Origin of the sequence: Acinetobacter pecorum, from assembly GCF_014837015.1 — a bacterium.
In the GTDB taxonomy this organism is placed as follows: Bacteria; Pseudomonadota; Gammaproteobacteria; order Pseudomonadales; family Moraxellaceae; genus Acinetobacter; species Acinetobacter pecorum.
In genome coordinates this window covers 76822-93665 of the sequence record NZ_JACSPT010000011.1, presented here as the reverse complement: position 1 = coordinate 93665, position 16844 = coordinate 76822, and the positions used below count along the sequence as shown (strand labels likewise).

The following is a 16844-nucleotide window of genomic DNA, read 5'->3' as shown; positions in this document are numbered from 1 at the left end:
ACTTTTTTCAATCTGGTCAATTCAATTCAGTCACGCAAGATGACTATTTTATATATAAGTGATTTTGCGCAAGTTCGACTGAGATTGCTCCAACATTACCTGCGCCCTGGGTTAATAACAAGTCATTTGCTTGCAATACTTTTCTCATGATCTGATTCAGGTTGCCGTCCGCCGCATCGACCAGAATTGGCTCGACTTCACCACGTAGACGAATGCTGCGGGCCAAAGTACGGCTGTCCGCCCCGACAATCGGTTTTTCGCCAGCAGGATAAACATCCAGCAACAATAACTGGTCTACAGTCGAAAGTACTTCCACAAAATCATCAAAGCAGTCACGGGTACGGCTATAACGGTGTGGCTGGAACATCATTACCAGACGACGGTCCGGATGACTCTGACGCGCAGCTTTAATCGTCGCTTCGACTTCTTTTGGATGATGACCATAGTCATCCACCAGTTTCACGTCACCGCCTTCAATCGCAAACTCACCCTGAACTTCAAAGCGGCGACCCACACCACTAAAACCTTCCAGTGCACGGCAGATTGAAGCATCAGACACGCCTTCATCAGTTGCTATACCAATCGCAGCCAAGGCATTCAGCACATTATGCAAACCTGGCTGGTTGACCGTTACACGCAATGGCTCACGCTCTTTACGCAATACGGTAAAGTGGGTTTGCATGCCATCCTGATCAACATCTACTGCGCGGATGTCATTGTCTTCATTGAAGCCATAAGTCAGTAATGGACGTGCAATCCGCGGCATGATTTCACGGATATTGGCATCATCACCACAGACTACGGCCAAGCCGTAAAATGGCAGTTTTTGCAGGAACTGGATAAAAGTATCTTTCAGGACATCGAAGCTACCGCCATAGGTATCCATATGATCGGCATCAATATTGGTCACCACGGCAGCCATTGGTTCCAGGTGCAGGAAAGAAGCATCTGACTCATCGGCTTCGGCCACAATATAACGGCTGGCGCCCAAGGCTGCATTCATACCGGTACGGTTCAGCAAACCACCGATCACATAGGTTGGATCCATGTTTTCTTCAGCCAGCATACAGGTGATCAGACTGGTGGTCGTGGTCTTGCCATGCGTGCCGGCAACGGCAATACCATGACGATAACGCATCAGTTCACCCAACATTTCCGCACGGCGAACCACAGGAATACGGTTTTCAATCGCGGTTTTAATTTCCGGATTTTCCTTATCAATCGCGGTAGAGACCACGATCACGTTGGCGCCCTTAATATTATTTGCAGTATGTCCGATATAGACTTTAATGCCATTCGCTTCCAGCTGTGCGGTGGTATTGGATGTCTTGATATCTGAACCGGAAACTTTATAGCCCTGGTTTTTCAGCACTTCCGCAATACCACACATGCCTGCGCCACCAATCCCCACAAAATGAATGTGTTTGATACGGCGCATTTCTGGCACTTTAATTAACTTTTTCGCTTGTTCAGCTGGGGTTGTTGGAGACATAGTTTACTCGGATTACAATTCTTGAATTAAACGGACCACATGTTGAGTCGCATCGGGTTGAGCCTGTCGGCGTGCTTTCACGGCCATTTCCATTAACAGTTGGCGATTCAGCATCGGCTCTAATAATGTTTTTAAACTTTCCGGGGTCATTGTGGCCTGCGGGCAAATCTTTGCCGCATTGATATTGGCCAGGAAACCGGCATTGGCCGTCTGATGATCATCCACTGCACTTGGAAGCGGCACAAAAATCGCAGCTACGCCGGCAGTGGCAATTTCAGTTACAGTCAAAGCTCCGGCACGGCAAATCACCAGATCGGCATCAGAATAGGCTTTGGCCATATCTTCAATAAAGGGCTGTACTTCAACTTGCAAACTGGCTGGTGCATTTTCATAACGTGCCCGTGTCGACTCGGCATGGTTTTGCCCACACTGATGATAGACGCTTAATGGCACATTGAGTTGCTTTAAAGCTTCCGGAACCCGTTCATTTAAGGCTTGCGCCCCCAAAGATCCGCCAACAATCAGAATACGTAAGGGCAGTCCTGCCTTGTCACGCTCCTGATAACGCCAGGACGGATTTAAAATTTCACTAATTTCTTGTCGTACCGGATTACCTGTAGTCACGACTTTTTCTTGGGCCGGAAAGGTATTTGGAAAAGCCTGACACACCGTCTTTGCCACACGCGACAATTGGGTATTGGTAAAACCGGCGACTGCATTCTGTTCATGAATCAGCACCGGAATGCCTAAGATACGCGCGGCCAAACCACCCGGGCCTGCCACATAACCGCCAAAGCCTGCCACGGCATCGACCTGAAGCTGTTTCATGAATTTCATGGCACTGAAGGTGGCTTTCATGATTTTAAAAGGCGCCAAGGCTTTACGTAAGAAACCATTGCCACGCACACCCTGAATATCAATGTGATAAATGGGAATATTCTGGTTTTTTAACAGGCGGTTTTCCATGCCTGTGGGGGTGGCTAACCATGAAACCTGTATACCTTTTTGTTGTAAATCTTTGGCAACAGCTAACGCTGGAAACACATGTCCACCTGTACCTGCGGCCATCATCATGACATGTTTAGGCTGTTTTTGCTGAGCGTCGGTCACGGTTTAATTCTTCAATACTAAAAATGGAGCAGGAAATCTGATTTAAGTAATCAATTGTAATCACAAACCTCAGGCCATGAAAGTTTATTTACTTTATTTCAACAAGGCTTTAATTGTTTTTTTCACGCAAATTTCAAGTTTGGACTCGTTTTATTTATAAGGTCTGCACTTTTCCTTCGACTTAAGTGACATATCATATCAATTTTAAACTCACTTTTCATTATATTATCAATGATCTTGCCCCGGATAGGGCTTTATTTAGAACCATTTACAGCTCACTCCCGGTCAATCCATGTCTTATCATCGACTAATGAGCTTAGGCTTAAAACCTATAAATTTTATAAAACTTTCATGTTATTCATATCTATATATGAATGATGCTTGATGTACAAGCAGATGCTTTAAATGGACTCAGTTCGGATAGATGTCAAAAATCTCATTGCGTGATGTATGGATTATCTTGGCCGGTTATCTGGCTGCGATCCATGTGGGCAAACTTTCGGCCGTGATTCCTGTGTTGCAGCAGGATTTAAACCTGAGTTTTACTCAGGCTGGTTTTTCGTTAGCATTGGTGCAGGCCGCCGGAATGCTGTTTGCGCTATGCATTGGCGCCTTCTCGGAAAAAATGGGATTAAAGCGCTGCCTGATCATGGCCTTAATCATTTTAGGGCTGAGCAGTCTTGCCGGGCTCTGGATTACGCAGCCTGCCACTTTATATGTATTGCGTTTTATGGAAGGAATCGGGTTTTTAACCATCTCCTTGTGTGCGCCAGCAATTTTAAAACGTACCAGCCGCGCTGAAACACTGAATTTCAAGATGGGACTCTGGAGTTCCTATATGGGCATCGGTGTCAGTCTGGCCGTATTGATGATTCCTCTCCTGCTTGAATATCTGGACTGGCAAACGATCTGGGCCATTTTGGGCTGCCTGTGCCTTGTCATTGCTGGCATGATCAAACAATATTTAAATATTGAACCTGCCCTGGTAACACAGCCAGACTCTTCCCAGGCAGCTACAGAAAACACCTCATTCTGGCAGATTGTTCAAATTACCCTGACTCATCCTCCCATTATCTGTCTGGCGATTATTTTTGCCTGTTATACCAGTCAATGGATTACTGTCACGGGCTTCCTGCCTACGCTGTATGTTGAACAGGGGCTGGACTTAAAACGCGCAGGGATGCTGGTCTCGATGGTCGTTCTGGCCAATCTGGGTGGTACTTTTGGCGCAGGCATGTTGCTGCAACAGGGTTATAGACCGCGCACCTTATTGAGTACCGGATTTGTGGCAATGCTCTGTAGCAGTTGCTTGGTATTTGCCGCAAATTCCTGGCTCTCATTTGAATTGCAGGTTGTCAGTGCCGTGCTGTTTTCACTGATTGGCGGGATGATCCCGACCACTGTTTTTGCGATTACCCTGCATTATGCACCACGCGCCTATGCAGCAGCGGCCAGTGTGGGTCTGGTTTTACAAATTTCAGCCTGCGCACAGTTTTTTATACCGACCCTGAGCGCTGCGCTGATATCTGCCACCCAATACTGGGCCAATCTTGCCATTATCACCGTCTGCCTTTCGATGCTAGGCATGGTAATGACGGCATATTTATTTAAGCGTTACCCGAAATAAAAAGGTAAAAAGAGCCTGCAAGCAGACTCTTCTTTCACCTGATTTTACCTTTAAACCTGATTGGCCTGACCCGCTTCCAGCACGGCAAACAGATCATCCGCAATCGAAGTACCAAACTGGGCGTCAATTTCACGAATACAGGTTGGACTGGTCACATTAATTTCAGTGACATAATTTCCGATCACATCCAGCCCCACAAAAACCAGACCTTTCTCTCTGAGATACGGCCCTACTTTTGCTGCAATGGCCTTGTCAGTTTCAGTTAGTGGGCGCGCCTCGCCCAAGCCACCCGCGGCCAGATTACCGCGCACTTCACCATTTTGCGGAATACGGGCCAGACAATATGGCACTGGCTCGCCATTAATCATCAGGATGCGCTTATCGCCTTCGACAATTTCCGGAATATAACGCTGCGCCATGATCGGCTGGGTACCATTATTGGTCAGCATTTCAATGGTTGAACCGATGTTGATGCCATCCTGATACAGGCGGAAAATCCCGGTGCCGCCCATGCCATCCAGCGGTTTTACAATCACATCGACCTGTTCCTTTAAAAATTCCCGGATCAGGCTTTGCTGTGAAGTCACCAAGGTCGGAACTTGCAGATGCGGGAACTGGGTCGCGAACAGTTTTTCATTACAGTCACGCAGGCTTTGCGGTTTGTTGATGATCCATGCCCCTTCGCGCTCTGCCTGTTCCAGAATATAAGTGGTATAGACGAAGTTCATATCAAAAGGCGGATCTTTACGCATCAAGACAACGTCATAAGCAGCGATCGACTCTTTTTGTTTTTCGCCAAGTTCATAATAATGGTCGTAGTCTTCAAACACCTGTAACGGCGCGATCAGACCAAAGGCCTTGCCCTGATCGATATATAAATCTTGCTGCAATGCATAACCGAGTTCATGCCCGCGACGTGCGGCTGCCCATAGCATCGCCATGGTCGAGTCTTTCTTCAGGTTTACATTTTCAATGGGATCCATCACAACAAGTACGCGCATGTGTCTCTGCTCTTTTTCAAAAAATGACTTGGCAAGGAGTATAGCTTGTGTGGATTCTTTTGTTTATGGTGATTTTGCATGACTTATTTATATAGGTTTTTAGAACAATACTGAGGCAGATTGAACTCACAGGAGGTATACCATGCAACAGGCCATTATCAGTTTTCATCTGGATGAAGAACAGCATTGGGTTGCAGGGCTGGCCTGCGGACATGGCCAGCATGTACGGCATACCCCGCCATGGCAAAACCGTCCTTGGGTGATGACCGAGCAAGGGCGCAAGGAAAAGATCGGGATACTGCTGGATTGTAAAAAGTGTGAAAAGTGCGAAACTGAAACCTGAACCTATGAAAAAAGTAGTATGTAGGTGACCTAAAAAATAATCTTGTCCAGAATTTGCTAATTTGAGTTACTGCGTTTATGCTTTTATTGCTCAAACATGCAGCGCATTTTTTCAGGGTGTACTTTTGCTCATACGGCTCGTCAAACAGATCTGGTTGGTGATGCTTGTGGTTTTTGCCATAGGCTGGAGCAGTGTGTCTGTCGCATCTGCAAACACCATGCATCTGGTCATGTCGACTGAAAAAATGAGCAGTCATTGTCTGGAAATGAAAAAACCATCTGCTTCTCACTCGCTGCATGAGACTGATTATCATCAAGATCAGATTCTGGTACAACCGGATTGTGTCAGTGACAGCACCCAGCAGTCATCAGACTGTCTGGATTGTGGCACTATGGCCTGCCAGAACCTGGTCACCAGCCTGCCCATTGCAACGCCCGAGTTAAGCGTGCCTGATTACGGTTATCCGGAAAAAACCCTCCTCCCTGCTTACCATGCCAAGCACCTTGCCGGTTACTGGCAAGAAATCTTACGCCCACCCAAAGCTTGATCCTGAATTTTTAAATTTTTTTATTCATTAAGGATTAAGTTATGTTGCTTAAAATCAGTCAAAGCCTGTGTCTGGGCTTCGGTCTCATCTCGTCGTCTGCCCTGTTTGCAGCCGTAAAAGAATATCATCTGGTCATTGATGAAAGCCCGATCAATCTCACCGGAAAGACGGTCAAGCGTATCACTGTAAACGGAAAATTCCCTGCACCCTTGCTGGAATTTGAAGAAGGTGATGATGCAGTCATTCATGTACAAAACAACCTGAACAATCAGGATACCTCGCTGCACTGGCATGGCCTGCTCCTGCCCGGGCTGATGGATGGCGTCCCCGGATTTAACGGTTTTCAGGGGATCAAACCGAAACAGTCTTTTACTTATCGCTTCAAGGTTCGTCAAAACGGCACCTACTGGTATCACGCACATTCCAAAGGTCAGGAACAGGACGGCCTCTATGGCGCATTGGTGATTCGCCCCAAAGCCCAGACATTGCTACCTGCACATGAACAGACCGAGCGGGATTATGTGGTGATGCTGTCGGATTTTCACGAACAGGGCAGCCAGCAGATTCAGAACAATTTAAAAAAATCGGCCGAATATTATCAGAACCAGCGCGAAACCGTAGGCGATGTATTTAAGCAGATAAAACGTGACGGCCTCAAGGCCACCTGGTCAGATCGCAAGATGTGGAACCAGATGCGCATGCTGAAAACCGACCTGTCTGATGTTACCGGTTATACCTTTCTGGTCAATGGAAAAACGCCGCAACAGAACTGGAGTGGCCAGTTCCAGCCCAATGAAAAAGTCCGCCTGCGATTCATTAATGCCTCAGCCATGTCGTTTTTCGATGTGCGTATTCCCCAGCTGAAAATGACTGTGGTCAGTGCCGATGGACAAGCTGTGCAGCCGGTCACTGTAGATGAATTCCGGATTGGAACTGCTGAAACCTATGATGTGATTGTGGAACCCACTACAGCGCATTACCAGATTGAAGCGGAATCGATCGACCGATCAGGCTTTGCCATTGGCAGTCTGCATCAGGCAACTGATTCAAGCAAAACCCCGGCTCCGGTTCAATTACTAACACCGCGCCCTCGTGCCTTATTGACCATGCAAGATATGGGACATGGCGGACAACATGACATGTCACATGACACACACAGCAGTCAGACCACACAATCTGCAACAGATACGCCTAAACATGATGATCATGCCCAGCACGACATGCATGCAAGTCATAGTGCCATGTCCGGGACCAATCAGCCTCATCAGCCGGTTGAGGGCTGGGCCAATATGTCTACGCCTGCAGGGCACAAAGCCTTGCAATATCAAGACCTCAAAGCCCTGACACCGCAACCTGATACCCGCGCAGCAGAACGTGAACTGGTGATTCGTCTGGGTGGAACCATGGAGCGCTACATCTGGACCATTAATGGTAAAAAATTCAGTGATGCCGAGCCACTTCAAGTGAAATATGGCGAGCGGATCCGGCTGAAATTTATCAATGACAGCATGATGGCCCATCCGATGCATTTGCATGGCATGTTTATGCAGCTGGAAAATGGTCAGTCTGCTGCAAATATGCCAAATAAACACACCGTGATTGTGCCGCCCGGGAAAACAGTGACCACCCTGCTCACGGCTGACGAACTGGGAGAATGGGCGATTCACTGCCATCTGCTCTATCACATGAGTGCTGGCATGATGAACAAGCTGATTGTGGCACAGGTTGACGAAGATCAAGCATCTCACCCTTCTTCACAAAAAATGCCAAAGCCAGCAGCAGCTCAAGGAGAAAGCCATGCACATCACTAATCTTTTGGTAAAGTCAGTGCTCAGCAGTGCGCTTACCCTAAGCAGTCTGAGTATTTTTGCGGCAGCTTCTAGCGAGCATACGGGTCATAATGAACATCAGCATCATAGCGGACATCATGCCATGCAAAACATGGCTGATGACCACGCACAGCATACTGAAACTGCAGATGAAGCATCCTATCAACCGCCTCCAAAGTTATTGCATCAACAGCAGGCGCTGAGTACACCACAAAATTCAGTCAGTTCTGCCAACGAACATGACCACCGTAAAGAACATGGTGCACAGATATATAGCCAGATTATTCTGGACCAGAAATGGCAGCATAGTTCAGAGGGAAATGGAGCCTTCAAGTCCAAGAACCAGGCCAGAGTCGGCACGGATGAAAATAAAATCTTCCTCAAGCTAGAAGCCGACAAACATGAATCCCAGCCGGCCGAATATGAGGCCAAAGTGTTGTATAGCCGAAATATTTCCGATTTCTGGGATGTACAGGCCGGTGTGCGTTACCGTCAGGAAAATTTAGCTGAGCCTGCAACACGACAGCAGAACAAGCGCTTCGATGCTGTATTTGGCCTGCATGGCCTGGCCCCCTACTTTTTTGAAACTGATGCTTATCTGTATATCGGTGAAGATGACTTTGTGGGATTAAAGCTGGAAACGGAACGTGACCTGTTATTGACGCAGAAACTGATTATGCAGCCCTTTATCGAGCTGGATCTTACCCTGAATGATCAGGCAGCGAATGCGAAAAAAACCGGTCTTCGTCATGCAACCTTGGGTCTGGAAACACGTTATGAGCTGAGCAAAAAGCTCATGCCTTATCTGGAAGTGGGTTATGAATACAGCAAAGGTAACAAACAGACGGACTGGCAGCAAAGCTCTGACTCTGAAAAAGGCTGGATCTATGGGGCAGGCCTGAGAATGATGTTCTAAGTTTTTCTTAACTTTAATTTTTTACAGGTTAATCATGTCGCTACGGAAGATGAAACTACATTCATACTCCGTAGCCCTATGCTGCTGTGTTTTAGGCTAAAGATAATTTTTTTGATTTTAGATTTTATAAGCATTCTCATTATACTTTTTGGGTTTTCCGGTACACTCCCGCTTATGCCGATATCTGTTATTTTGCGAAAAACTAGTCTTCATCACTTTGATTTCTATTGTTACTTTTTGCTACCAGCGTGCCGAGCATAATGATAAAAGTACTCACGCCACCGATTAACAGGCTCATCAGACCCATTTCCAGCATGAAATTACTATTGTGACTTTGAGGCACACCCCAAAGAAATTGCAGACGGTCACCGAGGATAAAGTTGATCGCACACATAATCAGAAAACCGATCAAGGTGGCTATCAGCAAAGTCACCACCAGATTTTTCCACATTTTACATCCGACAAACAGGATGATCATGGCCAGCCCGACCATGGTGATGATGGATATAAGCAACACACCGTTCCAGTAATCCATGAGACTCACTCTTGTTATGGTTTTAAATTAAAATTAAGAAATTCTTATAGTTAATTTTTCCAATTAATTTTTAATATAGGTGGATTCTTATATCTCGGCAATGACAATAACTAACTTAAAGACAAAAACCTTATTTTAACCAAATTAATAAAATTCATATACTTATAAAAACATTATTACTTAAAAAACGATTTTGATTAACATAAAACAACTTAACCACCACATAGATTTAGGGGTTTTAATTTGCTGATGCTGGAATGCTCTGCATAAAGCGCAAACTGATCAGGACAAAATTTAAAAGCAAAAAATGCGAGTCATTTTTATAAGAAAAATAAATAATAAATATAAAAAAACTTGAATATTTTATGATTTAGGTTATGCTGTCTTTAACTAGAAAAAAGCGTTGTTTAGTTAAACTTCTTTAAGTGCCGCAGTATTATTTATAATCCTCAGTTTTTTCAGATCTTTATTTCAATTCTTGTTGTTTTTCCAAGTTATCCATAGTCATTTCGATGACTAAAATTATTAAAATTTAACAGGTTTATATTATGTCTACTACAGTTACCGGTACAGTAAAATGGTTTAACGAAACTAAAGGTTTTGGTTTTATTCAACAAGAATCAGGTCCTGACGTTTTTGCACACTTTAAAGAAATCAGCAGTTCTGGTTTCAAAACTTTATTTGAAGGTCAACGTGTTTCTTTTAGCGTCGTTGATGGTCAAAAAGGTCCAAATGCGATCAATATCGTTGCGCTATAATTTAGCCCAACAATGAAAAAAAGCACCTGAAGGTGCTTTTTTTAGCTCTGAAGATAAATAATTTTGAGTCATTGCTGTTCTGAGTTGGACTTTATAAAAAATAAAAAGATAAAAGTGAAAAACCCCCAGCATCCTGCCAAGGGTTTTTCGTGTTGATTTGCTTGGTATAACTCCTGTCGTACCTTACTTTCCTTGTATTTATCTCTGGTTATTCTTCTATGGAACATCCTGTTCCTGATAACTTCATCATAGGAAATGACGGGCAGCTCGTATAGATGCAAAGTGCCTGAATTAACGTAAGCAAATGCGTACAAAAAATAATGAAATATTAATTTCGATCTCCAGTATTCTTAATTTATTTTATTATTATAAAACAATGGATTAACTTAAATTTCAATTATTTTACTTGGTTTAACCTAGATAGCTATTAAATGGCTGAATTTATAAATAAATTGAATCTTAAAATAAAAATGTACGATCTAATTCCTTCTTCTGAGCAATAGTTTTGATCGTAGGTCCTGTTACCTGTAAATAAAAAAAGGAAGCCAAAACTTCCTTTTCTCTCATAATTAAGGCTTAGATCCCGTATTTAACCCGGTAATCTTCCATTTTCGCCAACGCCTCTAGATCACCTTTCGCTTCCAGATAGTCCATTAAATCTTTCATTGTAATTAAGGCATGTACAGGGATCTCAAGCTCTTGCTGTACTTCCTGAATCGCAGATAAATCCCCCTGGCCTTTTTCCTGGCGGTCTAGCGCTACCAAAACTCCGGCAATTTGAGCACCGGCATTCTTCAAGATGGTAACGACTTCACGAATTGCTGTGCCTGCGGTAATCACGTCATCAATGATCCAGACTTTTTTACCTGCTACAGAAGCACCGACCAATACCCCACCTTCACCATGGTCTTTGGCTTCTTTGCGGTTAAACCCCCACGGCACACTCACCCCATGATTTTGCGATAAGGCAACCGCCGTAGCTGCCACAAAAGGGATACCTTTATATGCAGGGCCGAAGATCACTTCCACATGGTCACATTCAGTCAGTTTCGCAGCATAGCCAGAAGCCAGCAGGGTTAAGGCTTCACCATCATTTAGCAGGCCCGCATTAAAAAAATAGGGGCTCACACGTCCCGATTTTAAAGTAAACTCACCAAATTTAAGCACACCGCGTGATAATGCGAGTTCGATAAAAGCTTGCGGGTTAAACTGAGCTGGCGTTGACATGAGGTGCTCCTAAATCCATTAATTAAGGTAAGACTTGCGCATGATACCAAAGAGTAGCTATCCAGGTGATCAAAAAATTCTTCGCGTCGTTTCGATTAATGTCAACGGCTTACGCTCATCTGTCACCAAAGGTCTATTAGAATGGATGGAACAGTCTGAAGCTGATGTAATTTGCATGCAGGAAAGTCGGATCACGCATGCGCAGTGGACCGATAAATTCAAGCCTGAAGGCTGGTACGCGCACCTGTTTCCTGCCGAACGTCCGGGGTATGCCGGTACTGCCATTTATAGCCGCCTGCCTTTTGTCTCTTTAACCGATGGCCTGGGTTTTGAACTGGCCGATTCACAAGGTCGTTTTATTGCCGCTGAATTTGACTTGGGTCTAGAGCAAACTGTACAGATCTGTTCACTGTACCTGCCTTCGGGTTCATCAGGAGATGAAGCGCAAGCACGTAAAGATCACTTTCTGGAAGAATACGCGAAAATCCTGAAACAGTGGCGTGATGAAAATAAGTCGGTGATTGTCTGTGGTGACTATAATATCGTGCATAAACGTATTGATATTAAAAACTGGTCAGGTAACCAGAAATCTTCAGGATGCTTGCCGCATGAACGTGCCTGGCTGGATCATATCTACGATGAGCTGGGTTATGTCGATACTTTCCGTGAAGTGCGCAAAGAAGCCGAGTTATATTCTTGGTGGTCAAACCGTGGTCAAGCACGCGCCAAGAACGTGGGTTGGCGGATTGATTATCAGGCCTGTTCTCCAGACTGGAAAGAGCGCACTGTGAATGCTTGGGTCTATAAAGATCAATGGTTTAGTGACCATGCTCCCGTGATTATTGACTACAAACTATAAATCCGTACGATGCAACATAGTAAACATATGTTCACTCAGTTAGGGTTTATCTCTTACATGACATGACGTATTTCTTGGGTTTATCTCCATGTAATAACATAGCATTATAGCGCTACGGCACAGGGACAGGTCAGGATGACCATATAAGGACAGGACGCCGTAGGACGAAAATAAAACAGACTATAGATGTAGCCTGTTTTGCATGGATGTGACAATGGACGTTGGATTGAGACCCGCATGATCAGGATGATTAAATGCGGGTTTTCTATTTTTATTACTTCTGCTACACCTCAATTTCATTTTTTATGATGCAGATTATTCTTTTTCTTGCCACCAATGTTAAAGCAGCTTGATGTCATTTTAATGACAGGGCTTGGCGGGTATTTAAAACTGATATTTAAAAAAATTTCCTTTTCCTGTTTGGGTTTTACATGGTCTGCTGTGGCCAATTTGGTTAAGCTAATGCATGATTTAAATTTTCTAGATGACAGCTATGTTAAAAATTTACGGAATTAAAAATTGCAGTTCAATGAAAAAAGCCTTTGATCTGCTTAATGAGCAAGGTCTCGCTTATGAATTTCATGATTATAAAAAACAGGGCATCGATGCTGAAACAGTGAAAATCTGGCTGGACGCCCTGGGTCAGGATGTAGTTTTGAACAAGAAAGGTACTACCTGGCGTAAACTCGGCGCAGAAGAACAACAGATGGCCCTATCGAGTGAAGATGCTTTAATTAATGCATTAACCACCCACACCAGTTTGATTAAACGCCCTATCTTGGCGACCTCTGCAGGATTTATTGCGGGTTTTGATGAATCTGCCTATCGTAACTTAGATTCTTGATTCCTTTTTTAAACAAGCGCCATAAAAAAAGCCTGACATCCGTCAGGCTTTTAAATATCTACTTAAATAAATCAGTTGGCACGAATCCAGGTCTGGTTACGACCCAATGCCGCTACACCAATGAAACCACGTAGCTCAAGCTTCTTGCCACCATCAGCTAGCTGACCTTTCAACTTATAAGTTTTACCAGATTGTGGATCCAGGATTGAACCGCTGTCATAGCTGGTACCACCAGTATTTTTAAGACCTTTAACAATAGTCAAGCCTTTGAGTGACTTGTTCTTGTAAGGGCCTTCACACTTGGTACAGGCATTTTCTTCACCTGGAGTTAACACCGACTGAATGCTAGCTGACAAAGTGCCATTCTTTTGTTCAGTGAATTTAACCATCGCCTTCGGCTGCTTGGTTTTGTCATCAATGGTTTTCCATACCGTGCCATTTAAAGGATCCGCAGCATTAGCCAATGCAGATAAGCCTAGTAGTCCTAACATAAGCGCTATTTTTTTCATTTTTCTTCATTTCCTTAGTCTGAAAATAGACCAATCTAGTATTAAAAAGTCACAACAAATTTTCAATTTTTAGCTGTGACTATTTAGTGTAACCTTGTAAATATGGTTGGTAAATAATCTACATGATTAATAAAAGCACAAAAAGATGGAAGGAAAATGAAGATAAACGCGCTAACGAAACAATTAATTACAGAAAGCTTTTTAAAAACAGCCATTCGTGCCCCGAGCAGATTGAATCTTCCACCTAGTTCCATGCGTCTTGCACTGGAACAAATGTGCAAACTTTTCCCTCAGGACAAAACTGTGGAGATTCGCTCCCTACGTCTGGCGGGGCTACGTGCTGAGGAGATCAAACCACAGCAGGAATCCAGCCAGCTGATTTTTCATATTCATGGTGGTGCATTTTATTTAGGCTCCTTAAAAACCCATCGTGCTTTTATGACGCAAATTGCAGCTCGGACGCAAATGCAGGTCCTACATGTAGATTATCCGCTATCCCCTGAATCTGCCTATCCGGAAGCCCTGGAAGCCTTGTTTGATGTTTATTACCTGCTGCTGGATCAAGGAGTTCAGGCCAAAGATATCATCCTGTCCGGCGACTCTTGCGGAGCCAATCTGGCACTGGCGCTGGCACTTAAAATACAGCAGGAAAATCTCCCACAGGTTAGCGGTTTGATTCTCCTGTCTCCCCTGCTGGATCTGACCTTAACCAGCGAATCTTTACGCTATAACCAGAAACATGATTCCCTGCTTTCTCTGGAAACACTTCAAACCGGAATTGAATATTATGTCCCGCGCTCAATTAACCGTGGCGATCCGGAAGTTTCCCCATTTTTTGCCGATTTAAACGGCTTGCCCCCGATCCATATTCAGGTAGGTTCCAAAGAAATTCTGCTGGATGATGCGACCCGTTTTAAAGAAAAAGCCGAGCAGGCAGGTATCGAGGTTGAATTCAAACTGTATACCGGCATGTGGCATAATTTCCAGATGTTCAGTGCCTGGTTCGATGAAGCCAAACAGGCCTTAGGTGATCTTGCTGAATTTGCCCATGGTCTGGATCGGGATTAAATATAATTCAATATGTAAAAAAGTCAGCCGCAGCTGACTTTATTCAGAAAGGAAAGGGCTAAGTCTTAAATAGCCTGAACCTGCTGTAATGCACTTTGCAGGGCTTGTGCTTTGGCAGTTTCGCCCATGTTAACACCTTCGGCACGAATCACTTCAATATCCGTCACACCAGTAAAGTTAAATACGGTTTTCAGGAAAGCTTCCTGAAAATCAGCCGGGCTCTGCTCACCATAAACACCACCACGGCTACTGGCAATATATACTTTCTTATTTCCCGCCAGCCCCACAGGACCTTGTTCGGTGTATTTAAAGGTACGTCCTGCGACACAGATCCGATCAATCCAGGCCTTTAAAGTCGAGGGTAAACCAAAGTTATACATCGCGGCACCAATGACCACGATATCAGCCTGCAAATATTGCTCTAAAATTTTGTCACCCAAGGCGGTCTGTTCTGCATTTTGACCCATTAAAATCTCAGCATTCAGATGTGGAATGGGCTGTGCAGCCAGATCCAGATAGTCAACTTCAATTGCCTCAGCATATTTTTGCTGTAATTGCTCTACCACAGCCTGCGTCAACTGACGCGAAATTGAGGCTTCTCCTAAAATACTGGAATCTATCTGTAAAACTTTCATGATATGGCTCTTTCTTTACGGTTCTATTGGATAATTAATCCAGCTATTTTAAATATTCGTCATAATGAAATAATTAGCACCAATAAAACACATCATCCTGAATTTAGAACAAAACTGTATACTGCTTAAGCTCTCCGATTTTTAATTAAGGATGCTTTGACATAGCACTGAGCGCCTGCATCACAGGCTAAAGCCCACCAAACCAGATATAAAAATAACCAAACTGGATTAAATATTGTTGTTTATCAAGTACTCCAACTTATGTTATCTTATGTAAATAACGCCATAAATATCCGATAAGTCTTAAAAAAAACTGCCATAGCAATTAAAATCAGGCCGGGACCATGAAGCGAATATCGCCTGTACCAGAAAAAATACTGAAGCATAAAATCACGAAATATCTGGTCGAAGATGAAGTCGTGATGAACTGGAGTATTCTAAAAAAGTGCATCCTGATGCTGGCATTGGGATGCGGAGTACATCTGACCTGGCTCGGCTGGGATATTTTCGTGTTATTAAATCCCGAATATTGGCAATATGTTCATCTAGAACGGGTCTATACACAAATTACTCTGAACAGCAGCTTTCTGGTAATTCTATTTCTCCTGATTTTTCCCTGTTATAAATTTCAGGGGAATCAGCTGATTGAACGTTATCTGCCCTACATGGCAGTGGGTACTTTTGTTATCTCGTTGTGTCGTGACGCCTATCTCGTCGGGGTGATCAGCCCTGTGGCCACGACCTCCTATGTCTGTTTAATTATGGTGGGACTGGTGCTGTTCCATCGCACACTGGTCTATAGCATGCTGATTCCAGCATCCATTTTCCTAGGCGGATGTGCCTATTTAAGTTTCAGCCATCAATTGCCTTATTCACCGCTATTTAATCTCGATGGCGAGCTTTTCTATAATGGTTTCTGGCTGTTATCGATGCTGTATTTCATTTTGCCAATTCTGGCCGTCTGCATGGTATTATTCGAGATTCTGCTCAGTCAGTGGCGGCATCGCGAGCAGCTGATCAAACAGCTGAGCCAGATCGATCCGCTTACCAACCTGTTTAACCGTCGTAGCATCAATCAGTGTCTGGACAAACTGAATGCCGCAGCGACTCCCAATTATGCCCTGGTGTTGCTGGATCTGGATCATTTCAAGAAGATTAATGACCATTTTGGCCATCATAAGGGTGATGAAACCCTGGTAGAAGTGAGCGCCGTGCTGAACCAGCAATTGCGTGAAAGTGATGTGGTCGGCCGTTTTGGCGGGGAAGAATTTATTCTGGTGCTTAAAAATACCAGTCTGGAAAAAGCCGAACAAGTGGCTGAACGCTGCCGCATTGCCATTCAGCAATTGCAGATTTTCAGTGATGAGGGTGAGTTGATTCCGGTCACGGCCAGTTTCGGGATTGCCATTTCGACAGCTGATTTACGCCCACAACAATTATTGAGTCAGGCCGATCAGGCACTTTATCAGGCTAAAGCGGATGGACGTAATCTGGTCAAAGCCTATGTTGAGCCATTGACTGCCCAGATGCAAGTTTCCTAAACA

The 16844-nt window shown here is 44.3% G+C and carries 17 protein-coding genes; 10 read left to right on the top strand and 7 right to left on the bottom strand.

Annotated features, from left to right (window positions below):
* Positions 1-43: 43 nt before the first annotated feature.
* A complete protein-coding gene (murC, locus tag H9629_RS09915) occupies positions 44-1492 on the bottom strand; it encodes a UDP-N-acetylmuramate--L-alanine ligase (RefSeq protein ID WP_064095069.1) in 1449 nt (482 codons plus the stop codon).
* Positions 1493-1504: 12 nt separating this feature from the next.
* A complete protein-coding gene (gene murG / locus H9629_RS09910) occupies positions 1505-2602 on the bottom strand; it encodes an undecaprenyldiphospho-muramoylpentapeptide beta-N-acetylglucosaminyltransferase (RefSeq protein WP_064095070.1) in 1098 nt (365 codons plus the stop codon).
* A 424-nt stretch (positions 2603-3026) separates the two neighbouring features.
* Here murG and H9629_RS09905 point away from each other — a divergent pair, with 424 nt between their 5' ends.
* Positions 3027-4229, top strand: a complete 1203-nt coding sequence (locus H9629_RS09905) for an MFS transporter (protein ID WP_191731015.1) — start codon at positions 3027-3029, stop codon at positions 4227-4229.
* Between the two features lie 50 nt (positions 4230-4279).
* Here the strand turns inward: H9629_RS09905 and gshB are convergent, their stop codons facing one another.
* The gene (gshB, locus tag H9629_RS09900) at positions 4280-5230 is read right to left on the bottom strand and encodes a glutathione synthase (protein ID WP_004281308.1); all 951 of its coding nucleotides are present in this window, start codon (positions 5228-5230) and stop codon (positions 4280-4282) included.
* Positions 5231-5372: 142 nt separating this feature from the next.
* On the opposite strand from gshB, the gene H9629_RS09895 reads away from it, so the two are divergent.
* From H9629_RS09895 to H9629_RS09880, 4 genes are all read left to right on the top strand, one after another.
* A complete protein-coding gene (locus H9629_RS09895; RefSeq protein WP_064102602.1) occupies positions 5373-5573 on the top strand; it encodes a DUF3565 domain-containing protein in 201 nt (66 codons plus the stop codon).
* Between the two features lie 124 nt (positions 5574-5697).
* Positions 5698-6120, top strand: coding sequence for a hypothetical protein (locus tag H9629_RS09890; protein WP_191731014.1), 423 nt, complete (start codon positions 5698-5700; stop codon positions 6118-6120).
* A 41-nt stretch (positions 6121-6161) separates the two neighbouring features.
* The gene (locus H9629_RS09885) at positions 6162-7931 is read left to right on the top strand and encodes a copper resistance system multicopper oxidase (RefSeq protein WP_191731013.1); all 1770 of its coding nucleotides are present in this window, start codon (positions 6162-6164) and stop codon (positions 7929-7931) included.
* Positions 7918-8865: a copper resistance protein B gene (locus H9629_RS09880; protein ID WP_191731012.1), complete on the top strand. Its 948-nt coding sequence runs from the start codon at positions 7918-7920 to the stop codon at positions 8863-8865. Before H9629_RS09885 ends, H9629_RS09880 begins: the two co-directional genes overlap by 14 nt.
* Before the next feature lie 202 nt (positions 8866-9067).
* On the opposite strand, the gene H9629_RS09875 is transcribed toward H9629_RS09880, so the two are convergent.
* Positions 9068-9400 (bottom strand): hypothetical protein, encoded by a 333-nt coding sequence (locus H9629_RS09875; protein ID WP_191731011.1) that lies wholly within the window; start codon positions 9398-9400, stop codon positions 9068-9070.
* Positions 9401-9948: 548 nt separating this feature from the next.
* Between H9629_RS09875 and H9629_RS09870 the strand changes: the two genes are divergently transcribed.
* Positions 9949-10158, top strand: coding sequence for a cold-shock protein (locus H9629_RS09870; protein WP_004281299.1), 210 nt, complete (start codon positions 9949-9951; stop codon positions 10156-10158).
* 576 nt (positions 10159-10734) lie between these two features.
* Here H9629_RS09870 and pyrE read toward each other — a convergent pair.
* Positions 10735-11385, bottom strand: a complete 651-nt coding sequence (pyrE, locus tag H9629_RS09865) for an orotate phosphoribosyltransferase (protein WP_004281297.1) — start codon at positions 11383-11385, stop codon at positions 10735-10737.
* Positions 11386-11425: 40 nt separating this feature from the next.
* Here pyrE and H9629_RS09860 point away from each other — a divergent pair, with 40 nt between their 5' ends.
* Positions 11426-12244 (top strand): exodeoxyribonuclease III, encoded by an 819-nt coding sequence (locus tag H9629_RS09860; protein ID WP_064095079.1) that lies wholly within the window; start codon positions 11426-11428, stop codon positions 12242-12244.
* Positions 12245-12737: 493 nt separating this feature from the next.
* A complete protein-coding gene (locus H9629_RS09855; protein ID WP_064095081.1) occupies positions 12738-13088 on the top strand; it encodes a Spx/MgsR family RNA polymerase-binding regulatory protein in 351 nt (116 codons plus the stop codon).
* A 71-nt stretch (positions 13089-13159) separates the two neighbouring features.
* Here the strand turns inward: H9629_RS09855 and H9629_RS09850 are convergent, their stop codons facing one another.
* Positions 13160-13597, bottom strand: coding sequence for a DUF2147 domain-containing protein (locus H9629_RS09850; RefSeq protein ID WP_064095082.1), 438 nt, complete (start codon positions 13595-13597; stop codon positions 13160-13162).
* 156 nt (positions 13598-13753) lie between these two features.
* Between H9629_RS09850 and H9629_RS09845 the strand changes: the two genes are divergently transcribed.
* Positions 13754-14665 (top strand): alpha/beta hydrolase, encoded by a 912-nt coding sequence (locus H9629_RS09845; protein WP_191731010.1) that lies wholly within the window; start codon positions 13754-13756, stop codon positions 14663-14665.
* A gap of 65 nt (positions 14666-14730) precedes the next feature.
* Here the strand turns inward: H9629_RS09845 and H9629_RS09840 are convergent, their stop codons facing one another.
* The gene (locus H9629_RS09840; protein ID WP_191731009.1) at positions 14731-15300 is read right to left on the bottom strand and encodes an FMN-dependent NADH-azoreductase; all 570 of its coding nucleotides are present in this window, start codon (positions 15298-15300) and stop codon (positions 14731-14733) included.
* Positions 15301-15644: 344 nt separating this feature from the next.
* Here H9629_RS09840 and H9629_RS09835 point away from each other — a divergent pair, with 344 nt between their 5' ends.
* The gene (locus H9629_RS09835; protein ID WP_064095085.1) at positions 15645-16841 is read left to right on the top strand and encodes a GGDEF domain-containing protein; all 1197 of its coding nucleotides are present in this window, start codon (positions 15645-15647) and stop codon (positions 16839-16841) included.
* Positions 16842-16844: the final 3 nt, after the last annotated feature.

Coding starts and splice junctions, on each gene's coding strand:
- gshB (WP_004281308.1), bottom strand. CDS start 5,230: ATGCGCGTACTTGTTGTGATGGATCCCATTGAAAATGTAAACCTGAAG.
- H9629_RS09850 (WP_064095082.1), bottom strand. CDS start 13,597: ATGAAAAAAATAGCGCTTATGTTAGGACTACTAGGCTTATCTGCATTG.
- H9629_RS09885 (WP_191731013.1), top strand. CDS start 6,162: ATGTTGCTTAAAATCAGTCAAAGCCTGTGTCTGGGCTTCGGTCTCATC.
- H9629_RS09855 (WP_064095081.1), top strand. CDS start 12,738: ATGTTAAAAATTTACGGAATTAAAAATTGCAGTTCAATGAAAAAAGCC.
- H9629_RS09880 (WP_191731012.1), top strand. CDS start 7,918: ATGCACATCACTAATCTTTTGGTAAAGTCAGTGCTCAGCAGTGCGCTT.
- murC (WP_064095069.1), bottom strand. CDS start 1,492: ATGTCTCCAACAACCCCAGCTGAACAAGCGAAAAAGTTAATTAAAGTG.
- H9629_RS09870 (WP_004281299.1), top strand. CDS start 9,949: ATGTCTACTACAGTTACCGGTACAGTAAAATGGTTTAACGAAACTAAA.
- H9629_RS09905 (WP_191731015.1), top strand. CDS start 3,027: ATGTCAAAAATCTCATTGCGTGATGTATGGATTATCTTGGCCGGTTAT.
- H9629_RS09835 (WP_064095085.1), top strand. CDS start 15,645: ATGAAGCGAATATCGCCTGTACCAGAAAAAATACTGAAGCATAAAATC.
- H9629_RS09875 (WP_191731011.1), bottom strand. CDS start 9,400: ATGGATTACTGGAACGGTGTGTTGCTTATATCCATCATCACCATGGTC.
- pyrE (WP_004281297.1), bottom strand. CDS start 11,385: ATGTCAACGCCAGCTCAGTTTAACCCGCAAGCTTTTATCGAACTCGCA.
- H9629_RS09860 (WP_064095079.1), top strand. CDS start 11,426: ATGATACCAAAGAGTAGCTATCCAGGTGATCAAAAAATTCTTCGCGTC.
- H9629_RS09845 (WP_191731010.1), top strand. CDS start 13,754: ATGAAGATAAACGCGCTAACGAAACAATTAATTACAGAAAGCTTTTTA.
- H9629_RS09895 (WP_064102602.1), top strand. CDS start 5,373: ATGCAACAGGCCATTATCAGTTTTCATCTGGATGAAGAACAGCATTGG.
- H9629_RS09840 (WP_191731009.1), bottom strand. CDS start 15,300: ATGAAAGTTTTACAGATAGATTCCAGTATTTTAGGAGAAGCCTCAATT.